General features: G+C 73.9%; 26 protein-coding genes and 1 riboswitch. Of the genes, 18 read left to right on the top strand and 8 right to left on the bottom strand.

The window, feature by feature from the left end; translation table 11 throughout:
* Window positions 1-51 precede the first annotated feature (51 nt).
* From DAI17_RS17440 to DAI17_RS17360, 17 genes are all read left to right on the top strand, one after another.
* Window positions 52-894 carry a LamG domain-containing protein gene (locus tag DAI17_RS17440; protein ID WP_107774504.1) on the top strand — a complete coding sequence of 281 codons (843 nt, stop codon included), beginning with the start codon at window positions 52-54 and terminating at the stop codon, window positions 892-894.
* 32 nt (window positions 895-926) lie between these two features.
* Entirely contained in the window at window positions 927-1,340 is a 414-nt protein-coding gene (locus DAI17_RS17435; RefSeq protein WP_107774503.1) for an MmcQ/YjbR family DNA-binding protein, read from the top strand.
* Window positions 1,333-2,637, top strand: coding sequence for an RsmB/NOP family class I SAM-dependent RNA methyltransferase (locus DAI17_RS17430; protein WP_107774502.1), 1,305 nt, complete (start codon window positions 1,333-1,335; stop codon window positions 2,635-2,637). Before DAI17_RS17435 ends, DAI17_RS17430 begins: the two co-directional genes overlap by 8 nt.
* A gap of 115 nt (window positions 2,638-2,752) precedes the next feature.
* Window positions 2,753-3,835 (top strand): hypothetical protein, encoded by a 1,083-nt coding sequence (locus DAI17_RS17425; RefSeq protein WP_159081615.1) that lies wholly within the window; start codon window positions 2,753-2,755, stop codon window positions 3,833-3,835.
* Between the two features lie 10 nt (window positions 3,836-3,845).
* Entirely contained in the window at window positions 3,846-4,829 is a 984-nt protein-coding gene (gene ligD, locus DAI17_RS17420; RefSeq protein ID WP_107774500.1) for a non-homologous end-joining DNA ligase, read from the top strand.
* 49 nt (window positions 4,830-4,878) lie between these two features.
* Complete coding sequence (locus DAI17_RS17415) at window positions 4,879-5,697, top strand: hypothetical protein (protein WP_159081614.1); 819 nt, start codon at window positions 4,879-4,881, stop codon at window positions 5,695-5,697.
* A 62-nt stretch (window positions 5,698-5,759) separates the two neighbouring features.
* On the top strand, window positions 5,760-6,683 hold the full coding sequence (locus DAI17_RS17410; RefSeq protein WP_107774498.1) for a lipid kinase: 924 nt from the start codon (window positions 5,760-5,762) through the stop codon (window positions 6,681-6,683).
* 21 nt (window positions 6,684-6,704) lie between these two features.
* Window positions 6,705-7,367 carry a ribulose-phosphate 3-epimerase gene (gene rpe, locus DAI17_RS17405; RefSeq protein WP_107774497.1) on the top strand — a complete coding sequence of 221 codons (663 nt, stop codon included), beginning with the start codon at window positions 6,705-6,707 and terminating at the stop codon, window positions 7,365-7,367.
* A complete protein-coding gene (locus DAI17_RS17400) occupies window positions 7,364-7,780 on the top strand; it encodes an MmcQ/YjbR family DNA-binding protein (RefSeq protein WP_234412574.1) in 417 nt (138 codons plus the stop codon). Before rpe ends, DAI17_RS17400 begins: the two co-directional genes overlap by 4 nt.
* Before the next feature lie 266 nt (window positions 7,781-8,046).
* Window positions 8,047-8,176, top strand: a riboswitch (FMN riboswitch).
* 74 nt (window positions 8,177-8,250) lie between these two features.
* The gene (gene ribD, locus DAI17_RS17395; protein WP_234412573.1) at window positions 8,251-9,282 is read left to right on the top strand and encodes a bifunctional diaminohydroxyphosphoribosylaminopyrimidine deaminase/5-amino-6-(5-phosphoribosylamino)uracil reductase RibD; all 1,032 of its coding nucleotides are present in this window, start codon (window positions 8,251-8,253) and stop codon (window positions 9,280-9,282) included.
* Window positions 9,282-9,908, top strand: coding sequence for a riboflavin synthase (locus DAI17_RS17390; RefSeq protein WP_107774496.1), 627 nt, complete (start codon window positions 9,282-9,284; stop codon window positions 9,906-9,908). Before ribD ends, DAI17_RS17390 begins: the two co-directional genes overlap by 1 nt.
* Window positions 9,905-10,597 carry a nicotinamide riboside transporter PnuC gene (gene pnuC / locus DAI17_RS17385; RefSeq protein ID WP_407669752.1) on the top strand — a complete coding sequence of 231 codons (693 nt, stop codon included), beginning with the start codon at window positions 9,905-9,907 and terminating at the stop codon, window positions 10,595-10,597. Before DAI17_RS17390 ends, pnuC begins: the two co-directional genes overlap by 4 nt.
* Window positions 10,597-11,862 (top strand): bifunctional 3,4-dihydroxy-2-butanone-4-phosphate synthase/GTP cyclohydrolase II, encoded by a 1,266-nt coding sequence (locus tag DAI17_RS17380; protein ID WP_107774494.1) that lies wholly within the window; start codon window positions 10,597-10,599, stop codon window positions 11,860-11,862. Before pnuC ends, DAI17_RS17380 begins: the two co-directional genes overlap by 1 nt.
* Before the next feature lie 70 nt (window positions 11,863-11,932).
* Entirely contained in the window at window positions 11,933-12,400 is a 468-nt protein-coding gene (ribH, locus tag DAI17_RS17375; RefSeq protein WP_107774493.1) for a 6,7-dimethyl-8-ribityllumazine synthase, read from the top strand.
* 24 nt (window positions 12,401-12,424) lie between these two features.
* The gene (locus DAI17_RS17370; RefSeq protein ID WP_107774492.1) at window positions 12,425-12,688 is read left to right on the top strand and encodes a phosphoribosyl-ATP diphosphatase; all 264 of its coding nucleotides are present in this window, start codon (window positions 12,425-12,427) and stop codon (window positions 12,686-12,688) included.
* On the top strand, window positions 12,675-13,556 hold the full coding sequence (gene hisG, locus DAI17_RS17365; protein ID WP_107774491.1) for an ATP phosphoribosyltransferase: 882 nt from the start codon (window positions 12,675-12,677) through the stop codon (window positions 13,554-13,556). Before DAI17_RS17370 ends, hisG begins: the two co-directional genes overlap by 14 nt.
* Complete coding sequence (locus DAI17_RS17360) at window positions 13,540-13,989, top strand: PH domain-containing protein (RefSeq protein ID WP_107774490.1); 450 nt, start codon at window positions 13,540-13,542, stop codon at window positions 13,987-13,989. Before hisG ends, DAI17_RS17360 begins: the two co-directional genes overlap by 17 nt.
* 18 nt (window positions 13,990-14,007) lie before the next feature.
* Here DAI17_RS17360 and DAI17_RS17355 read toward each other — a convergent pair whose 3' ends face one another.
* Genes DAI17_RS17355 through DAI17_RS17335 form a run of 5 tightly spaced genes read right to left on the bottom strand, consistent with a single transcriptional unit; the run spans window position 14,008 to window position 19,003 of the window.
* Window positions 14,008-14,955 carry an aldose 1-epimerase family protein gene (locus DAI17_RS17355; protein ID WP_107774489.1) on the bottom strand — a complete coding sequence of 316 codons (948 nt, stop codon included), beginning with the start codon at window positions 14,953-14,955 and terminating at the stop codon, window positions 14,008-14,010.
* Window positions 14,956-14,973: 18 nt separating this feature from the next.
* On the bottom strand, window positions 14,974-15,789 hold the full coding sequence (locus tag DAI17_RS17350; protein WP_159081613.1) for a GntR family transcriptional regulator: 816 nt from the start codon (window positions 15,787-15,789) through the stop codon (window positions 14,974-14,976).
* A gap of 21 nt (window positions 15,790-15,810) precedes the next feature.
* The gene (pdxA, locus tag DAI17_RS17345; RefSeq protein WP_107774487.1) at window positions 15,811-16,842 is read right to left on the bottom strand and encodes a 4-hydroxythreonine-4-phosphate dehydrogenase PdxA; all 1,032 of its coding nucleotides are present in this window, start codon (window positions 16,840-16,842) and stop codon (window positions 15,811-15,813) included.
* Complete coding sequence (locus DAI17_RS17340; protein WP_107774486.1) at window positions 16,839-17,972, bottom strand: four-carbon acid sugar kinase family protein; 1,134 nt, start codon at window positions 17,970-17,972, stop codon at window positions 16,839-16,841. The genes pdxA and DAI17_RS17340 overlap by 4 nt, the downstream gene beginning before the upstream one ends.
* Window positions 17,969-19,003 carry a 2-keto-3-deoxygluconate permease gene (locus tag DAI17_RS17335; protein ID WP_107774485.1) on the bottom strand — a complete coding sequence of 345 codons (1,035 nt, stop codon included), beginning with the start codon at window positions 19,001-19,003 and terminating at the stop codon, window positions 17,969-17,971. The genes DAI17_RS17340 and DAI17_RS17335 overlap by 4 nt, the downstream gene beginning before the upstream one ends.
* 111 nt (window positions 19,004-19,114) lie before the next feature.
* On the opposite strand from DAI17_RS17335, the gene DAI17_RS17330 reads away from it, so the two are divergent.
* Window positions 19,115-20,080 (top strand): GNAT family N-acetyltransferase, encoded by a 966-nt coding sequence (locus DAI17_RS17330; RefSeq protein ID WP_107774484.1) that lies wholly within the window; start codon window positions 19,115-19,117, stop codon window positions 20,078-20,080.
* Here the strand turns inward: DAI17_RS17330 and DAI17_RS17325 are convergent.
* Genes DAI17_RS17325 through DAI17_RS17315 form a run of 3 tightly spaced genes read right to left on the bottom strand, consistent with a single transcriptional unit; the run spans window position 20,050 to window position 22,294 of the window.
* Window positions 20,050-20,601, bottom strand: a complete 552-nt coding sequence (locus DAI17_RS17325; protein WP_199905186.1) for a uridine kinase family protein — start codon at window positions 20,599-20,601, stop codon at window positions 20,050-20,052. The two genes, DAI17_RS17330 and DAI17_RS17325, sit on opposite strands and share 31 nt — an antisense overlap.
* Window positions 20,598-21,827, bottom strand: a complete 1,230-nt coding sequence (locus tag DAI17_RS17320) for an amino acid deaminase/aldolase (RefSeq protein ID WP_107774483.1) — start codon at window positions 21,825-21,827, stop codon at window positions 20,598-20,600. Before DAI17_RS17320 ends, DAI17_RS17325 begins: the two co-directional genes overlap by 4 nt.
* Window positions 21,824-22,294, bottom strand: coding sequence for a cellulose synthase (locus DAI17_RS17315; RefSeq protein WP_107774482.1), 471 nt, complete (start codon window positions 22,292-22,294; stop codon window positions 21,824-21,826). Before DAI17_RS17315 ends, DAI17_RS17320 begins: the two co-directional genes overlap by 4 nt.
* Window positions 22,295-22,316: the final 22 nt, after the last annotated feature.

The raw sequence follows: 22,316 nt of genomic DNA, 5'->3' as shown, positions 1-22,316 counted from the left end.
CTCCTCGCGGACTTGCGGCGGCCGGGTCGTCGTGACGTAGGTTCGTGCGCCATGACCTCCCCCCTGGTTGTCCGTACCCGTCCCCGGCGCGCCCGCGTCGCCGCGCTCGCCGCGGCCGTCCTGGCGTCGGTCACCGCGCCGGTGCTCGTCTCCTCGACCGCGTCGGCGGACCACGGAGGCGCCGAGCCCGGCCCGGTGCACGCGGGCAACACCTACGGCTGGTGGCACAAGGGCATCGCGTGGCGCGAGGAGTTCGAGAAGCCCTACTCCGGCCCCACCGGCCCGCAGTGGCAGGCCTCGGGCAACGGCGAGGTCGTGCACCAGAACGGCATGCTGACCCTCAACACCACGACCCGCGGCGACCTCAGCGCCAAGCTCGGCTTCGAGGGCGCCACGGTCGGACGCTGGGAGACCCGGCTGCGCAGCCGGCAGTACGGCCGCGGCGGGGCCCGCTTCAAGGTGATGACCGAGCTGGTGCCGGCGGGCGACCGCGACCAGCACTGCGGCGCGCAGAACATCGCCCTGCAGAGCTACCGGATCGGCACCAGCAGGACCAACGTCTACGCCCGCACGCTCCCCGACGTCGCGTGGAAGGGCGCCAAGGTCGGCATGGACCTCGGCAAGGACCGCTGGCACACCTACGCCGTCGAGGTCGCCCGCGACCGCATCTCCTGGTTCGTCGACGCCCACGTCGTCCACACCGAGCGTCGGCCCGAGATCTGGTCCGACGTGCCGCTCGTGCCCCGCTTCACCATGCAGGCCAAGGGCGGCAAGGAGATGAACGTCAGCCGTATGCAGATGGACTGGATCCGGCACTGGAGCCTCGAGGCGCCCAACGACCTGCCCGTCGACGCGGCTCCCACCCGCCGCGGCACCTACGGGAAGGCCTGCTGAGCACCGTCGTCGCCCCGGCTACGCTCGCTCGCGTGAGCAGGCGCGCACGTCCCGAGGACATCGACGAGATCTGCGCCGCCCTGCCCGAGACCGAGCTGGGCATCTCGTGGGGCGACCGCCCGACCTGGAAGGTGCCCCGCGGTCCGAAGGGCCGCGGGTTCTGCCTCTACCGCATGCCGCACCACACCGCCGTGGACCCCGAGACCGGGGAGATGTACGACGACGTGGTCGTCATCGTGACCGCGTCCGAGGCCGAGAAGGTCGCCCTGGTCGAGGACACGTCGACCCCGTTCTTCACCATCGACCACTTCCGCGGGACCAACGCCGTCCTGGTCCGCCAGTCCCGCCTCGGGGAGATCACGCGGGACGAGCTGGTCGAGGTGCTCACCGACGCCTGGGCGCACCGGGCCCCGAAACGACTGGTCCGCGAGCACCTCGATGGCTGACCGCCGGGTCGACCCCGCCCGCGTGGCCGCCCTGGAGGTGCTCAGGGCCGTCCGGGTCGACGACGCCTACGCCAACCTGGCGCTGCCGCAGGTCCTGGCCCGCCACGGGCTCACCGGCCGCGACGCGGCCTTCGTGACCGAGCTCGTCTCGGGCACGATCCGCCGGCAGCTCACCTACGACGCGGTCATCGACGCCTGCCTCACCAAGCCGCGGCTCGAGGCCAAGGTCCGCGACGTCCTCCGTCTCGGGACGCACCAGCTGCTGTCGATGCGGGTGCCCGACCACGCGGCGATCAGCGCGACGGTCGAGCTGGCCCGCGCCCGGGTGGGGCTCGGCCCCGTCGGGCTGGTCAACGCGGTGCTGCGCAAGGTCGCGACGCACGACCTCGAGGGGTGGATCCGTCGGGTGGCGCCCGACCGTGGGACCGATCCCTTCGGCCACGCCGCCGTGGCCCACTCCCACCCCCGCTGGGTCGTGGAGGAGCTGGCCGACGCCCTGGCGTCCGCGGTCGAGCTCGAGGACCTCCTCGCCGCCGACAACGCGCCGCCGCGCGTGATGCTGGTCGCCCGGCCGGGGCTGGCCACCGTGGACGAGCTCGTCGCCGCCGGCGGCACGCCCGGCACCCTCTCGCCGTACGCCGTCGAGCTGGCGGGCGGGGACCCCGCAGCGATCCCGGCGGTGGCCGAGGGGAGGGCCGGGGTGCAGGACGAGGGCTCCCAGCTGGTGGCGCTCGCGCTCGCCGATGCGGAGATCGACGGGCGCGACGAGCGCTGGCTCGACGTCTGTGCCGGGCCGGGCGGCAAGTCCGCGCTGCTCGCCGCCGTGGCCGCCCAGCGGGGGGCACGGCTGCTCGCCAACGAGCTCCAGCACCACCGCGCTGCGCTGGTCGCGCGGGGCACCCGGGCCGCCGCGGCCGGGATGCTCGGCGTGGTCACGGGGGACGGCACCCGCCCGCCGTGGCGACCGGGCACCTTCGACCGGGTGCTCGTGGACGCGCCGTGCTCGGGCCTGGGGGCGCTGCGCCGGCGACCGGAGTCGCGGTGGCGCCGGACCCCGGCCGACCTCGGGGTGCTCGTCCCGCTGCAGCGTGCCCTGCTGAGCAACGCCCTGGACGCGGTGCGGCCGGGCGGGGTCGTCGTCTACGCGACGTGCTCGCCGGTCCTCGCCGAGACCACCGAGGTGGTCGACGCGGTCGTCGGTTCGCGCGACGACACGAGGGTCGGGGAGGTGCGCCAGCTGTGGCCGCACCGCGACGGCACCGACGCGATGTTCATCGCGACGTTGCACGTCGGTTGAGCCCACACCCCCAAAAGGGGGGAGCCGGGGTGCTCGGCTGTTCCCTCGGCACCACCAGTCGTGTTTGATGGTGGCGTCGGCCGCCGGGCCGACGGGGGACGGAAAGAGCGACGCGGTGCGACGGACAGCGGGAGCGGTGGCGGTGGCCGCTGTGGCGAGCCTGCTCCTGGGCCCCTCGCCCTCCGCCTCGGGCGACGGCGTCACCGTGCGCAGCGACCCCGGCACCCAGGCCGACGGCATGTTCCTGACCTACGTGGGCTGCGACGCCTTCTTCGGCCCCGCGACCGCGCCGCGCACCCGCGTCAACCTCGGCCCGGGTGCCGCGCCGCTGGGTCGCCGCAGCTTCGGGCTCGTCCCGGGCGGGCCGGGCACCGCGTCCGGTCCCTACGTGCCCTTCGGCTCCCTCGCGGGGCTCGGGGCCTCGGTGGCCGTGACCGCCGCCGCCGGCACCAGCGGTGCGTCGTACATCTGGACGACCGCCGCCGACGCGCCCGCCGGCCACGCCTGGCGCGGCCGCGCGGCGACCAGCGTGCCCGCCGGCGGCTGGCACACCGTCGCGACCTCCGCGCTCCGCTACGACTGGCAGCTCGTCGACCTGGTCACCGGGTCGACGACCCCGGGCGGGCAGGCGACGCCCGCCGAGTTCGTCGCCGAGCACGGCGACGGCGCCGGCTACGTGGTCACCGGCTTCGGCTGCGACGGGCGGGCGTTCAACATCGACGCCGTCCGTGGCGGCGGCAGCACGTGGGACTTCGAAGGGGTCAGTCTCTCCACCGCCATCTCCGCCTCGACGACGCAGGTGACCGCCGGGCAGGACGTCGTCCTCAGCGCCCACGTCACCAACGCCGCCGGGCGGGTCACCGGCGACCCGGTGCTCCTCCAGGCCCGCACGCCCGGGCAGGGGGAGTGGCGCACGGTCTCCGACCTGACGCTGGTCGGTCCCGACGGCTGGTCCCGCAGGACCGTCACGGTCACCGAGGACACCGAGTTCCGCTGGCTGCGGCCCGAGGGGGAGTACGCCGACGCCGGCGCGAGCGAGTCGGTGGTGGTCCGGGCGATCCCCGCAGCTCAGCAGACCCCGGCGCCCGAGCAGACCCAGCCGCCCGAGCAGGCGCCGGAGCAGCAGGAGGCGCCCGAGCAGACCCAGGCGCCGGATCCCGGACCCGCGCCGCAGCAGCCGTCCACGCCGGCTGGCTAGGTTGGGCCGCATGGCCCCGACCGGCAAGAGCACTGCCAGCAAGAGTCCCAGCGTCGAGATCGACGTGGACGACAAGGTGGTGCGGGTGAGCAACCCGGACCGGGTCTACTTCCCGGCCTCCGGGGCCACCAAGCTCGACCTGGTCGAGTACTACCTGGCCGTCGGGCCCGGCATCGTCAACGCCCTCTTCGAGCGCCCGTGCATGCTGCACCGCTTCCCCAAGGGCCTGTCGGGGGACAAGGTGCACCAGAAGCGCCTCCCCGCCGGCGCCCCGCCGTGGGTGGAGACGGTCAGGCTGCACTTCCCGCGCTGGAACCGCACCGCCGACGAGCTGTGCGTCACCGAGCTGGCCAGCGTCATCTGGGCCGTGCAGATGTCCACCGTCGAGTTCCACCCGTGGAACAGCCGCCGGGCCGACACCGAGAAGCCGGACGAGTGGCGCATCGACCTCGACCCCGGCCCGGACTGCGACTGGGCGACGGTGCAGCGGACGGCCGCGACGGTCCACGAGGTGCTCGACGAGCTCGGGGCGGTCGGCTACCCCAAGACCAGCGGCGGCTCGGGGCTCCACGTCTACGTCCGCATCCCGCCCACGCACGGCTTCGGCGACGTACGCCGCGCAGCACTGGCGTTCGCGCGTGAGGTCGAGCGCCGGTCCGGTGGCGACGTGACGACGGCCTGGTGGCGCAAGGACCGCGAGCCCGACCAGCTGTTCGTCGACTACAACCAGAACGCCCGCGACCACACGATCGCCGCGGCCTACTCGGTGCGCGGCGTCCCGGAGGCGCGCGTCTCCGCACCGGTGAGGTGGGACGAGGTCGACGTCTGCGAGCCCGACGACTTCACGATCTTCACCGTGCCCGAGCGGTTCGCAGAGATCGGCGACCTGCACGCCGACATCGACGACCACGTCTTCGACATCGCGCCGCTGCTGGAGTGGGCCGACCGGGACGAGGCGCAGGGCGCCGAGGCGCCCGTCGACCCGGACGACTGATTCCCGCGTTCCCCGGCCACGACGGCGGCGCGCTCCTAGCATCGCCGACGTGAGGTTCAAGACAGCCCCCGCGCCGTGGCCCCCCGACGAGGTCGACCCGCAGCCCGACCTGCGCGCCGGGCTCGAGGCCGTGGGGTTCCGCCTGCTCGGGGCGGCGGTGCGCGTGCTGCCGACGGACGCGGAGGTGTCCGCGATCGCGGCCGGCTACGCACCGGCCGACGGCGAGGCGCTCCTCCGCGGTGACCGCCCCGCCCAGGTGATGGCCGCCCCGGACGGGTCGGCCTTCGTGCGGATGGCCTGGTTCTGGTCGGGCAGCTACGCCGAGATGTCCACCGTGCTGCCCGGGGGCGGGGTGGTCACGACGGCGCTCGACTGGGGCGTGGACCCCGCGTGGCCCCGCGCGCTGAGCAGGGGTTACGCCGCGACGACCGACAGCCGGCGCGAACAGCTGCTGTGGTGGGCGCCGAGCGCCTCGCTGCGCATCGTCCGGGGCGGTGCGGCCGAGCTCTGGGACGCCCATCGCGAGCACGTGGCCGAGGTGCACCGGGACGCGAGGCCCCTGCCGGTGCACGCACGTCTCGAGGACGCCGTGGCCGTGTACGACGCGGCGCAGGCCTGCCGGATGAGATCGGCCGCGCGCTCGCGCATGCTCGCGGTCGTGGCCTCCCTGCTCGCAGGCGTGGTCCTCTTGGTGCTCCTGGCGGCGCTCCAGGCCGTGCTGCGCCCGCCGGCGGGTTGGGCGCTGCTGCTCGCCGCCCCGCCCGTGCTCCTCGTCCTGGCGCTGCACCGGCCGCTGTGGCTGCGGCTGCGGCACTGGGCACGGCTCCACCCGGTGCTGCGGGCCCCCGTCCCGGTCGCCGAGCGCTGATCCACAGCCAGCGCACAGGTCATCCTCACGCTCCTCTCACGCCACCCTCGTAGCGTCGGGCCATGCCCGCCGAGAGCCGCACCCGCCACGTCGCCGTCGTCATCAACACGGCCGCCCGCACCGGGGCAGCAGCCCTGCGCATGGTCGAGGCCGAGCTGCGCCGGTCCGGCGTGGAGGCGGTCGACGTGCACCGGGTCGACGGCGGGGCGCAGCTGCCCGGCGCGCTCGCGGAGGCGGTCGGCGCGGAGCCCGACCTCGTCGTCGTCGGCGGTGGGGACGGCACCGTCGGCTGTGCCGCCGCCTTGCTGGCGCACACCCGGGCCACGCTCGGCGTGCTGCCGCTCGGGACCGCCAACGACTTCGCCCGCACCCTGGAGATCCCCTCGGCGCTGCCGGCGGCCGTCGACACCCTGCTGAGCGGCAAGGTGGTGGACGTGGACCTGGGCCGGGTCAACGGCTCGGTCTTCCTCAACGTGGCCTCGCTCGGCCTCTCCGTCGAGGTCACCCGGCGGCTCACGCCGGGGCTCAAGCGCCGCCTCGGCCAGCTGGCCTACCCCGCCGCCACGCTCGCGGCGTACCGGCACCACCGCCCCTTCGCGGCCCGGCTCGAGCTCGCCGACGGCTCGACGCTCGAGCTCGGCGACCTGATGCAGGTCGCGGTGGGCAACGGCCGCCACTACGGCGGTGGGCTGACGGTGTCGCCCTCGGCCTCCATCGACGACCACCTCCTCGACGTCTACGCGATCGAGAAGGGTCGGCTGCGCGACCACGTGTCCGTGGCGCGGCTGCTGCGCAGCGGACACCTCATCGAGCACGAGCGCGTCCACCACCTCACCACCCGCACCCTCCGGGTGGTCACCGACGAGCCGCTGGACGTCAACCTCGACGGCGAGCTGGCCGCGATGACGCCGGCGACCTTCGAGGTCGACCGCAACGCGCTGCACATCGTCGTCCCGCAGCACAGCCGGGCCGCCCGGCTCGACTGAAGGGGCCTAGACTCACCGGCCGTGGGCATCCAGATCACGCCGAGCATCCTCAACGCCGACTTCTCCCGCCTCGGTGAGGAGGTACGCCGCATCGGCAGCGCCGACTGGGTGCACGTCGACGTGATGGACAACCACTTCGTGCCCAACCTGACCTTCGGCCCGACGATGGTGGAGGCGCTGACCCGCGCCACCGACCTCCCCCTGGACGTCCACCTCATGATCGAGGACTGCGACAGCAACGCCCCGGCGTACGTCGAGGCCGGCGCGTCGAGCGTGACCTTCCACGTCGAGGCGACCAGGGCGCCGATCCGGCTCGCCCGGGAGATCCGCGCCCAGGGCGCCCGGGCGAGCATGGCGCTCAAGCCGGCCACGCCGATCGAGCCCTACGAGGCGCTCCTGCCCGAGCTCGACATGCTGCTCGTGATGACCGTGGAGCCCGGCTTCGGCGGCCAGAAGTTCCTCGATCTGTGCCTGCCCAAGATCCGCACCGCCCGCGACCTGATGCGCAAGCACGGCGTCGAGACCTGGCTGCAGGTCGACGGGGGAGTCTCGCTCGAGACCATCGAGCGCTGTGCCGAGGCCGGCGCCGACGTCTTCGTGGCCGGGTCGGCGGTCTACTCGGCCGAGGACCCCGATGCGATGGTGCGCGAGCTGCGGGCGAGGGCCGAGGCCGCGACGTCGTGACCCGGCGGGCCACGGTCGACGACATCCACGCCGCGGCGCTGGCGATGCCGCACGTGACCGTGGAGCGACCGGGCACCCGCAACCCCGTCTACCGGGTGGGTGGGAAGGCGTTCGTCTTCTTCCGGACGCCCCGGCCCGACGCGGTCGACCCGGACACGGGGGAGCGGTACGACGACGTCATCGTGCTCTGGGTCGGCTCCGACGGCGACAAGATGGCCCTCGTCCAGGACGACGCGTCGCCCTTCTTCACCACCCCGCACTTCGACGGGCACCCCTCGGTGCTGCTCCGTGCCTCGCGGGTCGGCGAGGTGGAGCGCGACGAGCTCGTCGAGCTGGTGCAGGACGCCTGGCTGTCGCAGGCCTCGCGCCGGCGCGCGGACGGCTGGCTGCGCGAGCACGGCCTGGCGCCCTGACCGGTGACCTCGCGAGCGGTGAGCCAGCCACCATCCCCGCGCACGGACGGTGGCATCCTCACCGCCGCAGGGCGTGTCGCACCGGACACGCCGCCGGGAGGTGGCCCAGCCACGGAACGGGTGACCGTGAATGTGGCTCACGCACCGCGCCCCACTGAGGCCGCGCCCGCGAGCACGGCCTGGCGCCACAGCCCGGGAGTGGCTCATCCCACGTCGGACACCCGCACGGGAATGCCGCGGGCTGTGGCAGAGTTCCGTCCACGAGCAAGCGTGCTCTGGGGGCGGTGAAATTCCGCACCGGCGGTCACAGTCCGCGACCCGACCACTGCCAGTGGCCGGTTGACCAGGTGGAACTCCTGGACCGACGGTCACAGTCCGGATGAGAAGTGCACGCAGGCGTCGCACCCGTCCCGCACGGGTGCGCGCACCGCGCCCCCCGGAGTCCGAGACCACGGACGAGAGGGCCAGCAATGGGCGCGACACCGGCAGAGACCGCGGCGATGCGGCGCGCGCTGCAGATCGCAGCCACGCCCGGCGTCCCGCTGGGACCCAACCCGCGCGTGGGCTGCGTCCTGCTGGCCGAGGACGGCTCCGAGGTCGCCGAGGGCTTCCACCGCGGCGCGGGTGCCCCGCACGCCGAGGTCGCCGCGCTCACAGAGGCCGGCGACGACGCCCGCGGGACCACCGCCGTGGTGACCCTCGAGCCGTGCAACCACACCGGGCGCACCGGCCCCTGCGTGGAGGCTCTCGTGACCGCCGGCGTACGACGCGTGGTCTTCGCCCAGGCCGACCTCAACCCCGTGGCCGCCGGCGGGGCCGACGCACTGCGGGCGGCCGGCATCGAGGTCGAGGGCGGTGTGCTGGCCGAGGAGGCCGCGCAGGTCAACCGCGCCTGGACCTTCGCCGTCGAGCACGGCCGACCGTTCGTGACCTGGAAGTTCGCCACGACGCTCGACGGTCGCAGCGCGGCCGCCGACGGGACCAGCCGCTGGATCTCCAGCGAGCCCGCGCGCCAGGACACCCACCGACTCCGGGCCGAGTGCGACGTGGTGCTCGTCGGCACCGGCACCGTCGAGGTCGACGACCCGCTGCTCACCGTCCGCGACGACTGGGACCGCCCGGTCCGGCACCAGCCCCTCCGCGCGGTGATGGGTCTGCGGGACATCGCAGCCGACCGCCGGGTGCTCAACAACCACGCCGAGACGGTGCACCTGCGCACCCGCGAACCCGCCGAGGCGCTCCGCGAGCTGTTCGAGCGTGACCGCCAGCACGTCTGGCTCGAGGGCGGCCCCACCCTCGCCGCGGCCTTCCTCGCCGCCGGGCTCGTCGACGAGGTCGTCGCCTACGTCGCCCCCAGCCTCCTGGGCGCCGGCGCCAATGCCGTGGGCGACCTCGGCATCACCACCGTCTCCGACCAGCTCCGTCTCCGGATCAGGCAGGCCGCCGTCATCGGCACCGGTGCCGACGCCAACGTCCGGCTCACCCTCGGGAGGACCCCCTGATGTTCACCGGCATCGTCGAGGAGCTCGGCACCGTCGCCGCGATCGAGGAGCAGGGCGACGCCCTGAGGCTCTCGATCAGCGCGGCCACCGTGCTCGAGGACACCAGGCTCGGCGACTCGATCGCCGTCAACGGCTGCTGCCTCACCGTCACCGACCTGGCCGACGGGACCTGGACGGCGGACGTGATGGCCGAGACGCTCGACAAGACCTCCCTGGCCGGCGCCCGGCCCGGTGACCGGGTCAACCTCGAGCGCGCGGTCACCCCGCAGACTCGGCTGGGCGGCCACATCGTGCAGGGCCACGTCGACGGCGTCGGCACGGTGCTGCGGCGTACGCCGAGCGAGCACTGGGAGGTCGTCGAGGTCTCCCTCCCGCCCCACCTCGCGCCGTACCTCGTCGACAAGGGCTCCATCACCGTCGACGGGGTCAGCCTGACCGTCGTCGAGGCGCGGGACGACAGCTTCACCGTCAGCCTCATCCCCGAGACGCTCGCCCGCACGACCCTGGGCGTGCGCGGGGTGGGCGACCGCGTCAACCTCGAGGCCGACATCATCGCCAAGCACGTCGAGAAGCTGCTGCAGCGCGGTGGCCGGGACGAGCACCAGCACGACAGGAAGCAGGACTGATGGACCTCCTCGCGTGGCTCGTCCACGGCAGCATCCCCGTCGCCGGCGGCGGGCTGAGCGTGCCCGAGGTCGTGGGCAACCTCTTCGGGCTCGCCAGCGCGATCCTCGGCATGAGGCGCGTCGTGTGGGCCTGGCCGGTCGGCCTGGTCGGCAACGCGCTGCTCTTCATCGTCTTCGCCTCCGGCGAGCTCAGCGGCGTGGTCGCCGAGCCCCTGTGGGGCCAGGCCGGCCGCCAGGTGTTCTTCGCCGCGGTCGCGCTCTACGGCTGGGTGCGGTGGTCCCGGTCCCGCCGGGCCGGCGGCGCCTCCGACGGCGGGGCGATCACGGTCCGCTGGGCCACGGCGGCCGAGCGGCTCCAGCTCGTGGCCCTCGGGGCGGTCGGCTACGCCGTGGCGTACGTCGTCCTCCAGCAGATCGGGTCCTGGGGGCCGGTCACGGAGGCCTGGATCCTCGCCGGCTCGATGCTCGCGACCTACGGCATGGCGCGCGGCTGGGTGGAGTTCTGGATCGTGTGGATGCTCGTCGACGTCGTCGGCGTGACGACGCTGGTCAACGCGGGCTACTACCCGACCGCGGGCATGTACCTGTTCTACGCCGTCTTCGTGGTCATCGGCTTCGTGGTGTGGAAGCGGGCCAGCGCCCGGACCACCGCTCCCGCGGAGCGCCGGCTCGAGGAGGTGCCGGTCTGATGGGCGTGCGCCTGGACTCCGTCGAGCGGGCCATCGAGGACATCGCGGCCGGTCGCTGCGTGGTCGTCGTCGACGACGAGGACCGCGAGAACGAGGGCGACATCATCTTCGCCGCGGCGCGGGCCACGCCCGAGCTGATGGCCTTCACGATCCGCCACTCGAGCGGGGTCATCTGCGTGCCGATGCCGGGACCGATGCTCGAGCGGCTCGAGATCCCGCTGATGACGCCGCACAACAAGGACAAGCTGCGCACGGCCTACACGATCTCGGTCGACGCCAAGGACGGCGTCAGCACCGGCATCAGCGCCGCCGACCGAGCGCACACCGCCCGGGTGCTCGCGGACTCGGCGACCGAGCCGACCGACCTGACGCGCCCCGGGCACGTCTTCCCGCTGCGCTACCGCGACGGTGGAGTGCTCGTGCGCCGCGGGCACACCGAGGCGGCCGTCGACCTGGCCCGTCTCGCGGGGCTCACGCCCGCCGGCGTCCTGGTCGAGGTGGTCAACGACGACGGCACGATGAAGCGCGCCCCCGAGCTGCGGGAGTTCGCCGACGCGCACGGCCTGGCGATGATCTCCATCGAGGACCTGGTCCGCTACCGGCGGCGGCACGAGCGGCACGTCGAGCGCGTCGCGGTGACCCGGCTGCCGACCACGCACGGCGACTTCACGGCGTACGGCTATCGGATCACCATCGACGACAGCGAGCACGTCGCGCTGGTGCACGGGGACATCTCCGGTGAGGAGCCCGTGCTCACCCGGGTCCACTCCGAGTGCCTCACCGGCGACGTGTTCGGCAGCCACCGCTGCGACTGCGGGCCGCAGCTCGAGGAGGCGATGGCCCGCATCGTGGAGGAGGGCCGCGGCGTCGTCGTCTACCTCCGCGGGCACGAGGGACGCGGCATCGGACTGGTCGCCAAGCTGCAGGCCTACGAGCTCCAGGACGGCGGCCGCGACACGGTCGACGCCAACCTCGACCTCGGCCTGCCGGCCGACGCCCGCCACTACGGGACGGCCACCCAGGTGCTGCGCGACCTCGGGGTCGAGCGCGTGCGGCTGCTGACCAACAACCCGGCCAAGACCGCGAGCCTCGAGGACTTCGGCATCGAGGTCGCCGAGCGGGTGCCGCTGACCGTGCACCCCACCGAGGCCAACCGCGCCTACCTCGAGACCAAGCGCGACCGCATGGGCCACCACCTGCCCGACCTGCCGGACCTCACCGCCCTGAACGACCCCGTCACCACCACCGAGGAGCTGCACCAATGATCCCCACCCCACGACGTTCTTCGTCTCCTCCGCTCCGCTCCTCCGTCGAACAACGCCTCGGGGACCCCGCGTGAAGTCCGGAGCACCCGCCGAGGAAGCGTTCGACGCCAGCGACCTCGCCGTGGCCGTGGTCGCGGCGAGCTGGCACACCGAGGTGATGGACGGCCTCCTGGCCGGCGCGCGGCGCGCCCTGGACGCCCACGGCGTCACCGACGCCGAGGTCGTCCGCGTCCCGGGGACCTTCGAGCTCCCGGTGGTCGCCGACGCGCTGGCGGAGGAGTACGACGCCGTGGTCGCCCTCGGCGTCGTCATCCGCGGCGGCACCCCGCACTTCGAGTACGTCTGCTCCGCCGCGACCGAGGGCCTCACCCGGGTGTCGCTGGACCACGGCATCCCGGTCGGCTTCGGCGTCCTCACCTGCGACACCGAGGAGCAGGCGCTCGACCGCGCCGGCCTCGAGGGCAGCAGCGAGGACAAGGGCTGGGAGGCGACCGCGGCCGCGCTCGCCACGGCGCGGACCCTCGCCGGGCTCGGCTGACCGGCCGCCGTAGGCTTGCCACCCGTGAAGACGTTCGAGGAGCTGTGGGCCGAGCTCACCGAGAAGGCCCAGACCCGACCCGAGGGATCCGGCACCGTGCGACAGCTCGACGCCGGGGTCCATGCGATCGGCAAGAAGCTCCTCGAGGAGGCGGCCGAGTCCTGGATGGCCGCCGAGCACGAGGGCAAGGAGGCCACCGCGCTCGAGATCAGCCAGCTGCTCTACCACGCGCAGGTGCTGATGATCGCCGCCGACCTCACGCTGGAGGACGTCTATGAGCATCTCTGAGCAGGTCCCCGGGCAGGGCGGTGAGCTGCTGCGGGTCGCGGTCCCCAACAAGGGCGCCCTGTCGCAGGCGGCGTCGGAGATCCTGCGGGAGTCCGGCTACCGCCAGCGGAGCGACTCCAAGGAGCTCGCGCTCGTCGACGCCGACAACGGCGTCGAGTTCTTCTACCTCCGGCCTCGGGACATCGCGTTGTACGTCGGCGAGGGCACCCTCGACGTCGGCATCACCGGCCGTGACCTACTGCGGGACTCCGGCGCGACGGCGGTGGAGGTCCGCGAGCTCGGGTTCGGACGGAGCCGCTTCCACTTCGCGGGACCGCGCGGCCGCTTCTCCTCGTTGGAGGAGCTCGAGGGGGCACGCATCGCGACGTCGTACGTCGGCATCGTGGAGTCCTTCCTCGCCGAGCGCGGCATCTCGGCCACCGTGACCCGCCTCGACGGCGCCGTGGAGACGAGCATCCAGCTCGGCGTCGCCGACGTCATCGCCGACGTCGTCGAGACCGGCTCCACCCTGCGGGCGGCCGGCCTGGAGACGTTCGGCGAGGTCGTCCTGGACTCGCAGGCCGTGCTGATCTCGCGCAACGGCGACGTCCCGCCCGGCTTCGAGGTGTTCATGCGCCGCATCGAGGGCGTCCTGGTCGCGCGCAGCTACGTGATGATGGACTACGACATCTCTCGCGACCAGCTCGACCGCGCCGTGGCCGTCACGCCCGGCCTCGAGGGACCGACGATCTCGCCGCTGGGCCGCGAGGGCTGGGTCGCCGTGCGGGCCATGGTCCCGCGCGCGGGCGCGCAACGGCTGATGGACGAGCTCTACGACCTGGGGGCCAGGGCCATCCTGCTCACCGACATCCATGCCTGCCGCATCTGACCCCGCCACCGTGAGCCTCCCGCACACCTGGCGCCCGCTGGGCGTCCGGCTGGCCGTGCTGTTCTTCGGCGGGATGCTGGTGCTGGTGTGCGCGTTCGCGTGGTACGGCTTCGACCCGTCGGTGCGGGCCCGGTTCACCCTCTTCCAGCGGTCCACGATCGTCGCGCTCGGACTGTGCTACGCCGCGGTCGGCTACGCCCTGGCCCGGTCCCGGGTGGTGGCCCGGGAGACGGGCCTCGTCGTGGTCAACGGTTACCGGAAGCACGTCTACGACTGGGCGCAGGTCGTGGCGATCCGGCTCCCGACCGGCGCGCCCTGGGCCACGCTCGACCTGGCCGACGGCACGACCGTGTCCGTGCTCGCCATCCAGCAGACCGACGGCGACCGGGCCCGGAACGCCGTGCGCGGGCTGCGGGCGCTGATCGACCGCTGAGCGACCGGGTCGCCGGTCTCAGTCGCCGGCGTCCTCGGGAGCGGTCGCGCGGATGCCCCACGTGACCGACAGCTCGTCGCCCGGCTCGCCCGCCGGGGCCAGCGTGACGAGGTCCGTCCCGGAGTTGAAGGCGTTGGCCGGAGCCGTCATCGGCTCGACCGCCAGCGAGCGCCGCTCCTTGCCGGGGACGTCGTCGCCGCTGTAGACCAGCAGCCACGGGAGCCGCTCGTCCACCCACAGGGCCACGCCGTGCCCGTCGGCGGGGTCGCGCAGGAGCGTGGTCGCGACGCCGTCGGTGCGGGACAGGTCGCCGTACGCCTCGTCGAAGACCATCGACCCGATGCGGCGCGGGGAGCGGAAGTCGTGCTCCGCGTCCACGGGGACGACCTCGACGGGGATGAGGCGGTCGTCGGGGACGGCCAGGGTGCCCGCCGGCAGGGTGAGCTCGAGGTCGTCGATGCCCTCGCCGACGCACAGGTAGGGGTGGGCTCCGCAGGCGTACGGCGCGGGCTCCCCGCTGAGGTTGGTCGCCGTCTGGGTGACGGCGAGGCCGTCGGCGCTGAGGTCGTAGAGCACGTGCAGGTCCACCGCCCAGGGGTAGCCGCTCTGCGCCATCACCCGGTAGACGAGCGACACCGAGTTGGCGGTGTGCTCCTCGAGGGTCCAGGCGGCCCACCGGGCCAGGCCGTGGGAGGCGTGGGAGCGCTTGGGCTCGGTCAGGGCGAGCTGGTGGTCGCGTCCACCGAAGGAGTAGCGACCGTCGCGGATGCGGTTGGGCCACGGCATCAGCAGCTGACCGCGTCCGCCGGAGGACATCTCCTCCTCGCCGAACCCGTCCACCAGGGGGCGGCCGTGGTGCTCGAGCACGCGCAGGGCCGCGCCGCTCTCGGTGACCACCGCGCGGTAGCCGGCGGCCGAGATCTCGTACTGGTCGCCGCTCGGTGCGACACGGGGTGTGGGAGGCATGGCGCCACCCTAGGTGGATCAGCGGCGCAGCCGCTCCAGCTCGGCCAGGACCGCCTGCACCGTGTCGGCCAGCCGGTCGATCCTGTCCCGGTCGGTGGGGACGGCGTCGCGGGCCGAGGGCGGCATCGCCTCCACGTCGAAGGCGGCCTGGTCGCCGCGGTGCCAGGTCGAGAACTCCTCGAGCGTGACACCGTCGCGGTCCACGCTGCGACCCTCGAGGAGCAGGAGCGGCGAGCCCTCGGCCACGCCGAGGAGCTCCGCCAGCCGGGACGTGGCCGCCACGGCGCGGATCTGGTTCTGGCCGCCGGACACGTGCCGGTCGAGGCGGTCGGCGAGCAGCTGGTGGAGCGAGGCGTCCTCGAGGGCGTCGGCGTCGACGGCGTCCGCGACGTCGGCCGGCAGCCAGGTGCGGATGTAGCTGAGCACCACGTCGCCCACCGACCGGAGCCGTCCCACCTCGAGCACCTGCTCACCGGTGATGGAGCGCAGGTGGTCGGGGCGGGGGACCAGCTCGTACGACGTCACGTGGGTCCGCACCGCCCCGTGGTGCCCGGGCCGGAGCGTCAACCCGGGCGAGAGGACGTCGCGATGGACCTCCCTGTGGTCGGCGACCACCGAGCCGCGCCCCTGCACCTTGCGGATGAGGCCGTCGGCCTCCAGGCTCGCCAGCGCCTGCCGCACCACCGAGCGCGAGACGGAGAACTCCTCCTGGAGCGCGGCCTCGGTCGGGAACAGGTCGCCGGGACGCAGGTCCCGGCTCTCGAGCCGCTGGCGCAGCGACTGGGCGACCTTGGCGTGCAGCGGGACGCGTCGGGAGGTCGCGTTCTGGGTCACGCGTGCCAGCCTAGGGGGCACTCACACGGTGACCTGGGAGGCCGTCTTCCACACCGCGTCCCAGCCGGGAGCGAGGGCAGCGGCGCGTCGGGTGGCGAGCACGAGGCTGGCCTCCCGGGCCACGCCCTGGCCCGCGATGTCGAAGGCGGTCCCGTGGTCGACCGACACCCGCACCACCGGGAGCCCGACGGTGATGTTGACCCCGTCGTCGCCGTACACGGCCTTGAACGGCGCGTGGCCCTGGTCGTGGTAGCAGACGACGACCAGCTCCCACTTGCCGCGGACGGCCTGGGGGATGAGGGCGTCGGCGGGGAGCGGGCCCCGGGCGTCGATGCCGCGCTCGCGGGCGGCCTCGATCGCCGGGGCGAGCACGTCGGCGTCCTCGTCGCCGAACAGCCTGTCCTCACCCGCGTGAGGATTCAGGCCCGCCACCCCGATCGGCGTCTCGGGGCGGCCGAGGGCGTCCGCGAAGGCGTGCGCGAGGTCCAGCACGTCGCGCGTGCGCTCGGGCGTGATCCCGGCGATCGCGTCGGAGAGCGAGACGTGCGTGGTCAGGTGGAAGAAGTACAGGTCTCCGGCGGAGAGCACGAGGGAGAAGTTCTCGACCCCGAACTGCTCGGCCAGCAGCTCGGTGTGGCCGGGGTACTTGTGGCCGCCCGCGTGCATGGCCGCCTTGTTGAGCGGCGCCGTCACGATGCCGTCGATGGCGCCCTCCTTGGCCAGGTCGCAGGCCGCGACGACGAACCGGTAGGACCCGTCGCCCGCTGCAGCGCTGAGCTCGCCGACCGGGACGTCGGCCATCAGCTCGCCGACCTGCACGACCTCGACCAGACGCGGGTCGTTGGTGGCCTGCGACGGGTGCTCGACGGCCACCACGACGGAGGGGTCCACCCCGACGGCAGCAGCGGCCCGGCGCAGCGCGCCGACATCGCCGAGCACCACCGGCACGCACTCCTGCCGGAGGTCGTCGTGCTCCAGCAGGGTGCGCAGGGTGATCTCGGGGCCGATGCCGGCGACGTCGCCGAGGGTGATGCCGAGGACGGGAAGGGTCATGAGGGTGCTCCTAGGGCGCGGACTGCGGTGAACAGGCGGATCAGGGTGGTGGGGTCGCCGAAGCCGCCCGCCTTGGTGGCGACGGCCAGCCCGTCATGGCGCCCGCCGACGATGGTGCCGAGCGGGACCCCCTCGACGGGCGCGTCGGCGACGCGGATGCCCGCGGCGCCGAGGACGTTGAGCGTGGCGGCGGCCCCGTCGCCGCCGACGAGCACGAGGAGGTCGTGCTCGCCCCGGTCGAGGATCGCGGACGCCTGCGCCGCGATGTCGTGGGCGCGGGTCTCGGCCGCCCCGTGCTCGGGGCGGTCGGGGGTGAGCAGCACGTCGACCGTGCCGGCCTCGGCGGTCTCGCCCAGCGCACGGGCCTGGGCGCGGGCCACCTCGTGCAGCGAGGAGACCACCACCAGGGCCCGACCGGTGGGAACGGGCGGTGTGGTGGGTGCGCCGGCCCGGTGGGTGCCTTCGCTCCAGGCGCGCGCCAGCGCACCCGCCAGCCCGGCGGAACCGACCGGCAGCGCGTCGGGCCCGATCGCGGCGACGGCTGCGGCGAGGCGCTCGACGTCGGCGTCGTCACGGGCGTCCACGACGACCACGTCGTGGCTTGTCCCGGCCTCGCGCAACGCGGCCTCGAGTCCGGACACCGGGCCGTCGGTCGCGGGGATCCGCACGCTCCCGGGCAGCAGCCGGGTGAGGTCGGACTCGGTCACGGGCGTGACCGGGTCCCGTCCGGCGGCGCCCTCGTGCACCGGCGTCCCGTCCACCAGGACGACGCCGTCGACCACGGTGCGGCCGAGCGCGGGGTAGGCCGGGCAGACGACCGCGTACGCCGCGGGGCGGCGCCGCCGGACGCCTGTCAGCGCGCCGCGGACCTGCTCGGCGACCCGGCCGCGGACGGTGGAGTCGATCTTGAGGTAGACCGCACCGGTGGCCAGGTCGGCGGTCGCCCGGGCGGTGATGCGCTCGGCCTGCGGGTCGCGACGGGTGTCCAGCGTGAGCGCGACCGCGTCCTCGGTCGGCTCCTCGCGCCAGCCGCCCGAGAGGGACAGGAGCGAGGACCAGCCGGAATGGGCGAACTGGACCACGGTGTCCGAGGCGCCGGTGAGGTCGTCAGCCAGGACGAGCACCCTCACAGCTGTGGCTCCTTGATGCCGAGCTCCATGTCGTCGATGCGCGCGACCTCCTCCTCGGTCAGGAGCCCGCCCTCGCGCTTGAGCGCGGCGGAGGCCAGGAGGGGAGCGATGATCGCGGTCACCAGCACCGACGCGGCGACCTGGGCGGTCGCGGTCTCGACGTACGGCTCGAAGCGGGGGTCGGCCAGGGCGACGATCGCGGGCGTGGCGATGGCGTTGCCCGCGGTGGTGCCGGCGGCGAATCCGATGCCCGAGCGGTAGCCGCGGCGCAGCAGGAACCGGTAGCCGAGGTAGGTCAGCAGCCCGGTGACGGGTGCGACGACGATGCCGACCGCGATGCCGGCGGCACCGCCGGTCACGATGGCGTTGAGGTCGATGCCGGTGCCGAGCGCCAGGGCGAAGAACGGGATCACGATCGCGGGGGTCGGGCGGAGCACCTCGCGCCAGTGCGGGTTGAGGTTGCCGACCACCATGCCGAGGACGAAGGGGATGACCGCGGCGACCATGGCGCTGACCGGGATCTCGGCGAGGCCCGAGGCGCCGAGGAAGAGCAGGGAGAAGAACGGGCCGTCGTTGATCGCAGAGGCGATGTAGGCGCCACGGTCACGCTTGTCGCCGTACCGTCCGGTGAAGGCCAGCCACAACCCGCCGTTGCTGTTGTCGACCGCGACGAGCAGCGCGAGGATCGAGACGCCGAGGATTCCGTCGATCCCGACCACCGTGCCGAGCAGGATGACCAGGGTGGCCGGGATGACGCTCTTGCACAGCAGCACCACGCCGGCCGTCGCCAGCACCGGTCCGCTCGTCTTGACGGTCACCTGGGTGCCGGTGGCGAAGATCAGCAGCGCGATCAGGGGCAGGGCGCTCTCGGCGAACAGGGCAGTGGTGAACGAGCCCAGGCCGAGGAAGCCGGGTGCGAAGGTGCCCAGCACCGAGCCGATCACGAGGGGGATCAGCATCAGACCGCCAGGGATGCGGTTCATCATCTGGTAGAGCGGGAGGATCTCGCGCTCGGGGGAGGTGGTCGTCATCGTCAGTCCGTTCCGGTCGATCCAATCGTACGTACAACACGTACGTACAAATTACTGTGACACGACCCTTCGGCGTGTGTCAACGCTCACAGGGGCCCTACGCTGCCGCCCATGGCACTCGCCCACCGACCGGTGACCCCCGAGGACTCCGAGGACGTCGCTGCCCTGATGGCCCGGGTCGCCGCGGACCACCCGACCGGCTTCGAGCTGTCCGCGGCCGAGGTGCGCGAGCTGCTGGCCGACTACCCGGGCGTGGTCGTCGAGGGCGGCTGGGACGGCGCGGACCTGGTGGCCTACACCGCGATCCTGCCCCGGGCCCCGCACGACGGCGCCCAGCACTTCCTGCTGTTCGGCGACGTCGATCCGGCCCGCCTGGGTAAGGGGTTCGGAACCGAGATGTTCGGCCGGGCCCTGGCCGCGGCCCGCCGACTGCACGCCGAGCACGGTGGCACGACCCGGGCCCGCTTCCAGACCCGGGCCCTGGCCGGCCGGGAGGACCAGGCGCGGCTGCTGTCCGACCACGGGCTGGTCGTCGACCGCCACAACTTCCTGATGTTCTCCGACCTCACCGACCTGCCGGTCCCGGCGCTGCCCGACGACCTCGTCGTCGGCGCCTTCGACCCGGCCACGGCCGAGGAGCTGCGGACGGCCCACAACGAGGCCTTCGCCGACTACCCCAACGGCAGCGCGGTGGACGAGGAGACGTGGACCTCCTTCATGGTCCACGCCGCCCACGCCCGCCACGACCAGTCGTTCGTGCTCCGGGACCCGCGGTCGGACGGCGCGGTCGCGGCGTACGTCTTCGTGCACGAGTACGAGATCGCGCGCTCCGGCGCGGCCGGGCGCGAGGCGTACGTCGCCTACGTCGGCACGCTGCCCGCCCACCGCGGCCGGGGCCTCGCCACCCACCTGCTGGCGCACACCCTGCGGGCGTGCCGGGCGGCCGGGTTCGACAGGTCGAGCCTGGACGTGGACACCCGGAACCCGACGGGGGCGCTCGGGATCTACGAGCGCGCCGGCTACGGGGTGCGCTACCGGCAGGACAGCTACGCGCTGGTGGAGGAGCCGGTCTCGTAGACGAGGTCGGCGCGGTCCCGGGTGCGCTCCCGGGCGTGCAGGGCCTCCTCGTCGTCCAGCCACTGCTCCCACTGCGGCCGCATCTGCTCCCCGTCGCGCGCCAGGCCCCGACGGAGTCGCTCGTCGCGGGGAGCCTCGACCCACACCCGGGTGGTGACGAGGTCATCGATGCGCGCGGGGGCGGCGCCGACCCCCTCCACGACCAGGAGGCCGCCGGGGGAGAGGGGGTACGACTCGGCCCAGGCCGAGGCGTGCCAGTCCCACCGCGTCCAGGAGGACGCCCGGCCCTCGGACAACGGGCGGAGCACCCGGTCGAGGGTCGCGGCCAGGCCCGGCAGCCCGCCCCACCCCTCGAGCAGCTCGTCGGTGTGCAGCAGCCGGGCCGGGGTCGCGGCGGCGACCCCCAGTGCCAGCGTCGTCTTGCCGGAGCCCGCCAGGCCGTCGATGCACACCAGCCGACCGGGGCCGAGCGTGGGCCGGCGGGACAGCGCGTGGGCCAGCACCTCCTGCGGGTCGATCACCAGGCGTGGCCCAGGCCGCGGTAGCTCGGCACGGTCGCCACGATCCGGTCCCCGCGCACGAGGTGGACGTCGTTGACGTGCTCGAACAGCTCGCCCGACTTGGCGTGCCTGAACCACACCAGCTCGCCGATCCCCAGCATGGCGGCCGGGTGGCCCGTCAGTGGCGTCTGCACCTCGCCGGCGCCCTCGAGGCCGGTGAGGTGGAGGCCCGGGGGCGCCCACGGGAGCGGGGCACGGTCGTCCCCGACCGGCCCGGAGGCGATCAGGCCGCCCCCGTGCACCGTCGCCATGGCGGGCGAGGGCTTGCGGGTCACCCGCAGGCCGAAGTACGCCGCCGGGCGGGGCGCGAAGGCCTGGTAGTGGTCGAACAGTGCCGGCACCAGCAGGCCCGATCCCGCGGCCACCTCGGTGACCACCGGGTCGGCCACGGTCGACTCCACGGACCCGGAGCCGCCGCCGTTCCAGAACTCCAGGTCGGCCAGGGACGCGAGCGCGTCGGCGACCTCGCGCCGACGGTCCTCGAGCTGGGCGACCGATGCCTGCTTGAGGCGGCGGACCAGCAGGGACTTCGCGCGCTGGCCCGGCACGTCGTCGGGCACGCCGGCGACCTGTCCCTCGTAGGTCATCGCCCCGACCAGGACGAAGCCCGGCCGGCCGACGACCTCGCGCGCGAGCGCGGTCACTGCCGCCCCGTCGTACAGGGGGGAGCGCTTCGGCCCCACGTGCTGGCCGCCCACGCGCAGCCCGGCATCGACGTCGACGGCCACGCGCACCGGGACGGCGGGGGAGTCGCGGACCGCGTCGACGGCGTCGAGGTGGGCGACGTCGTCGACCATGATGGTGATCGCGGAGGCGGCCTCCTCGGAGCCCGCCAGCCGCGCCAGCGCCCCGGCGTCGACGCTCGGGTAGGCCACGACGATGTCGTCGCTGGTGCCGGTCTCGTGCAGGTGGAGCGCCTCGGCGACGGTGTAGGCCAGCACGCCCGAGAAGCCGTCGTGGTCCAGGGCGCGGGCGATCAGGTTCGGCACGCGCAGCGACTTCGAGGCGACGCGGACGGGCTTGCCCGCCGCCCGCCGGGCCAGGTCGTCGGCGTTGGCGTCGAACGCGTCCAGGTCCACCACGGCGATCGGCGTCGCCAGTGGCTCGGGGTGCGCCGCGACGGCGGCGCCCAGTCGGGCCCAGAGCCGGTTGCGCTCGACGAACCCGTCCGCCGGCGCTCGGCTCACTGGATGCCGCGCTTCTTCAGCAGTGCCTCGATCTCGGCCATCTCGTCGTCCACGACCGGCTCCTGGCGGGGAGCACGGGTCGAGGAGGCCTCCGGGAGGTCGCGCCGCCTCGAGGAGCGCGGGCTGTCGGTCACCGCGGCGGCGCCCGCGTCACCCGCGGCCCGACCGAGCTGCCGGTCGCGCAGCACGCCCGACAGCACGATGAGGACCACTCCGAAACCGGCCAGTCCGATCCCGGTCCACGTGGCCGGGCTGAGCACCAGGCCGGAGGCCCAGTCGGTCACCGAGCCCGCGATCTCGGTGAACATCTCCAGGGTGCCGGTGAGGAACGCGGCCACGGGCAGCATCGTGAAGCCGAGGGCGCGCATGGCCCCCGGGACCCCGCGGCGGCGGAAGGAGATCCACGTCCACGCGAGTCCCAGCAGGGTCAGGGTCGCGGCGAGCGCCGCCCAGGTTGCCTCGTCCACCCCTCCAGAGTTCCACAGCGCG

The sequence above is a fragment of the Nocardioides sediminis genome, assembly GCF_003047295.1.
Lineage (GTDB): Bacteria > Actinomycetota > Actinomycetes > Propionibacteriales > Nocardioidaceae > Nocardioides > Nocardioides sediminis.
This window is presented reverse-complemented; position numbering and strand designations above follow the sequence as displayed.

Excerpts from the sequence above, each read along its gene's own strand:
- DAI17_RS17440 (WP_107774504.1), top strand. The coding sequence starts at position 52 with ATGACCTCCCCCCTGGTTGTCCGTACCCGTCCCCGGCGCGCCCGCGTC.
- DAI17_RS17430 (WP_107774502.1), top strand. The coding sequence starts at position 1,333 with ATGGCTGACCGCCGGGTCGACCCCGCCCGCGTGGCCGCCCTGGAGGTG.
- ligD (WP_107774500.1), top strand. The coding sequence starts at position 3,846 with ATGGCCCCGACCGGCAAGAGCACTGCCAGCAAGAGTCCCAGCGTCGAG.
- DAI17_RS17410 (WP_107774498.1), top strand. The coding sequence starts at position 5,760 with ATGCCCGCCGAGAGCCGCACCCGCCACGTCGCCGTCGTCATCAACACG.
- ribD (WP_234412573.1), top strand. The coding sequence starts at position 8,251 with ATGGGCGCGACACCGGCAGAGACCGCGGCGATGCGGCGCGCGCTGCAG.
- DAI17_RS17390 (WP_107774496.1), top strand. The coding sequence starts at position 9,282 with ATGTTCACCGGCATCGTCGAGGAGCTCGGCACCGTCGCCGCGATCGAG.
- DAI17_RS17380 (WP_107774494.1), top strand. The coding sequence starts at position 10,597 with ATGGGCGTGCGCCTGGACTCCGTCGAGCGGGCCATCGAGGACATCGCG.
- hisG (WP_107774491.1), top strand. The coding sequence starts at position 12,675 with ATGAGCATCTCTGAGCAGGTCCCCGGGCAGGGCGGTGAGCTGCTGCGG.
- DAI17_RS17360 (WP_107774490.1), top strand. The coding sequence starts at position 13,540 with ATGCCTGCCGCATCTGACCCCGCCACCGTGAGCCTCCCGCACACCTGG.
- DAI17_RS17355 (WP_107774489.1), bottom strand. The coding sequence starts at position 14,955 with ATGCCTCCCACACCCCGTGTCGCACCGAGCGGCGACCAGTACGAGATC.
- pdxA (WP_107774487.1), bottom strand. The coding sequence starts at position 16,842 with ATGACCCTTCCCGTCCTCGGCATCACCCTCGGCGACGTCGCCGGCATC.
- DAI17_RS17335 (WP_107774485.1), bottom strand. The coding sequence starts at position 19,003 with ATGACGACCACCTCCCCCGAGCGCGAGATCCTCCCGCTCTACCAGATG.
- DAI17_RS17330 (WP_107774484.1), top strand. The coding sequence starts at position 19,115 with ATGGCACTCGCCCACCGACCGGTGACCCCCGAGGACTCCGAGGACGTC.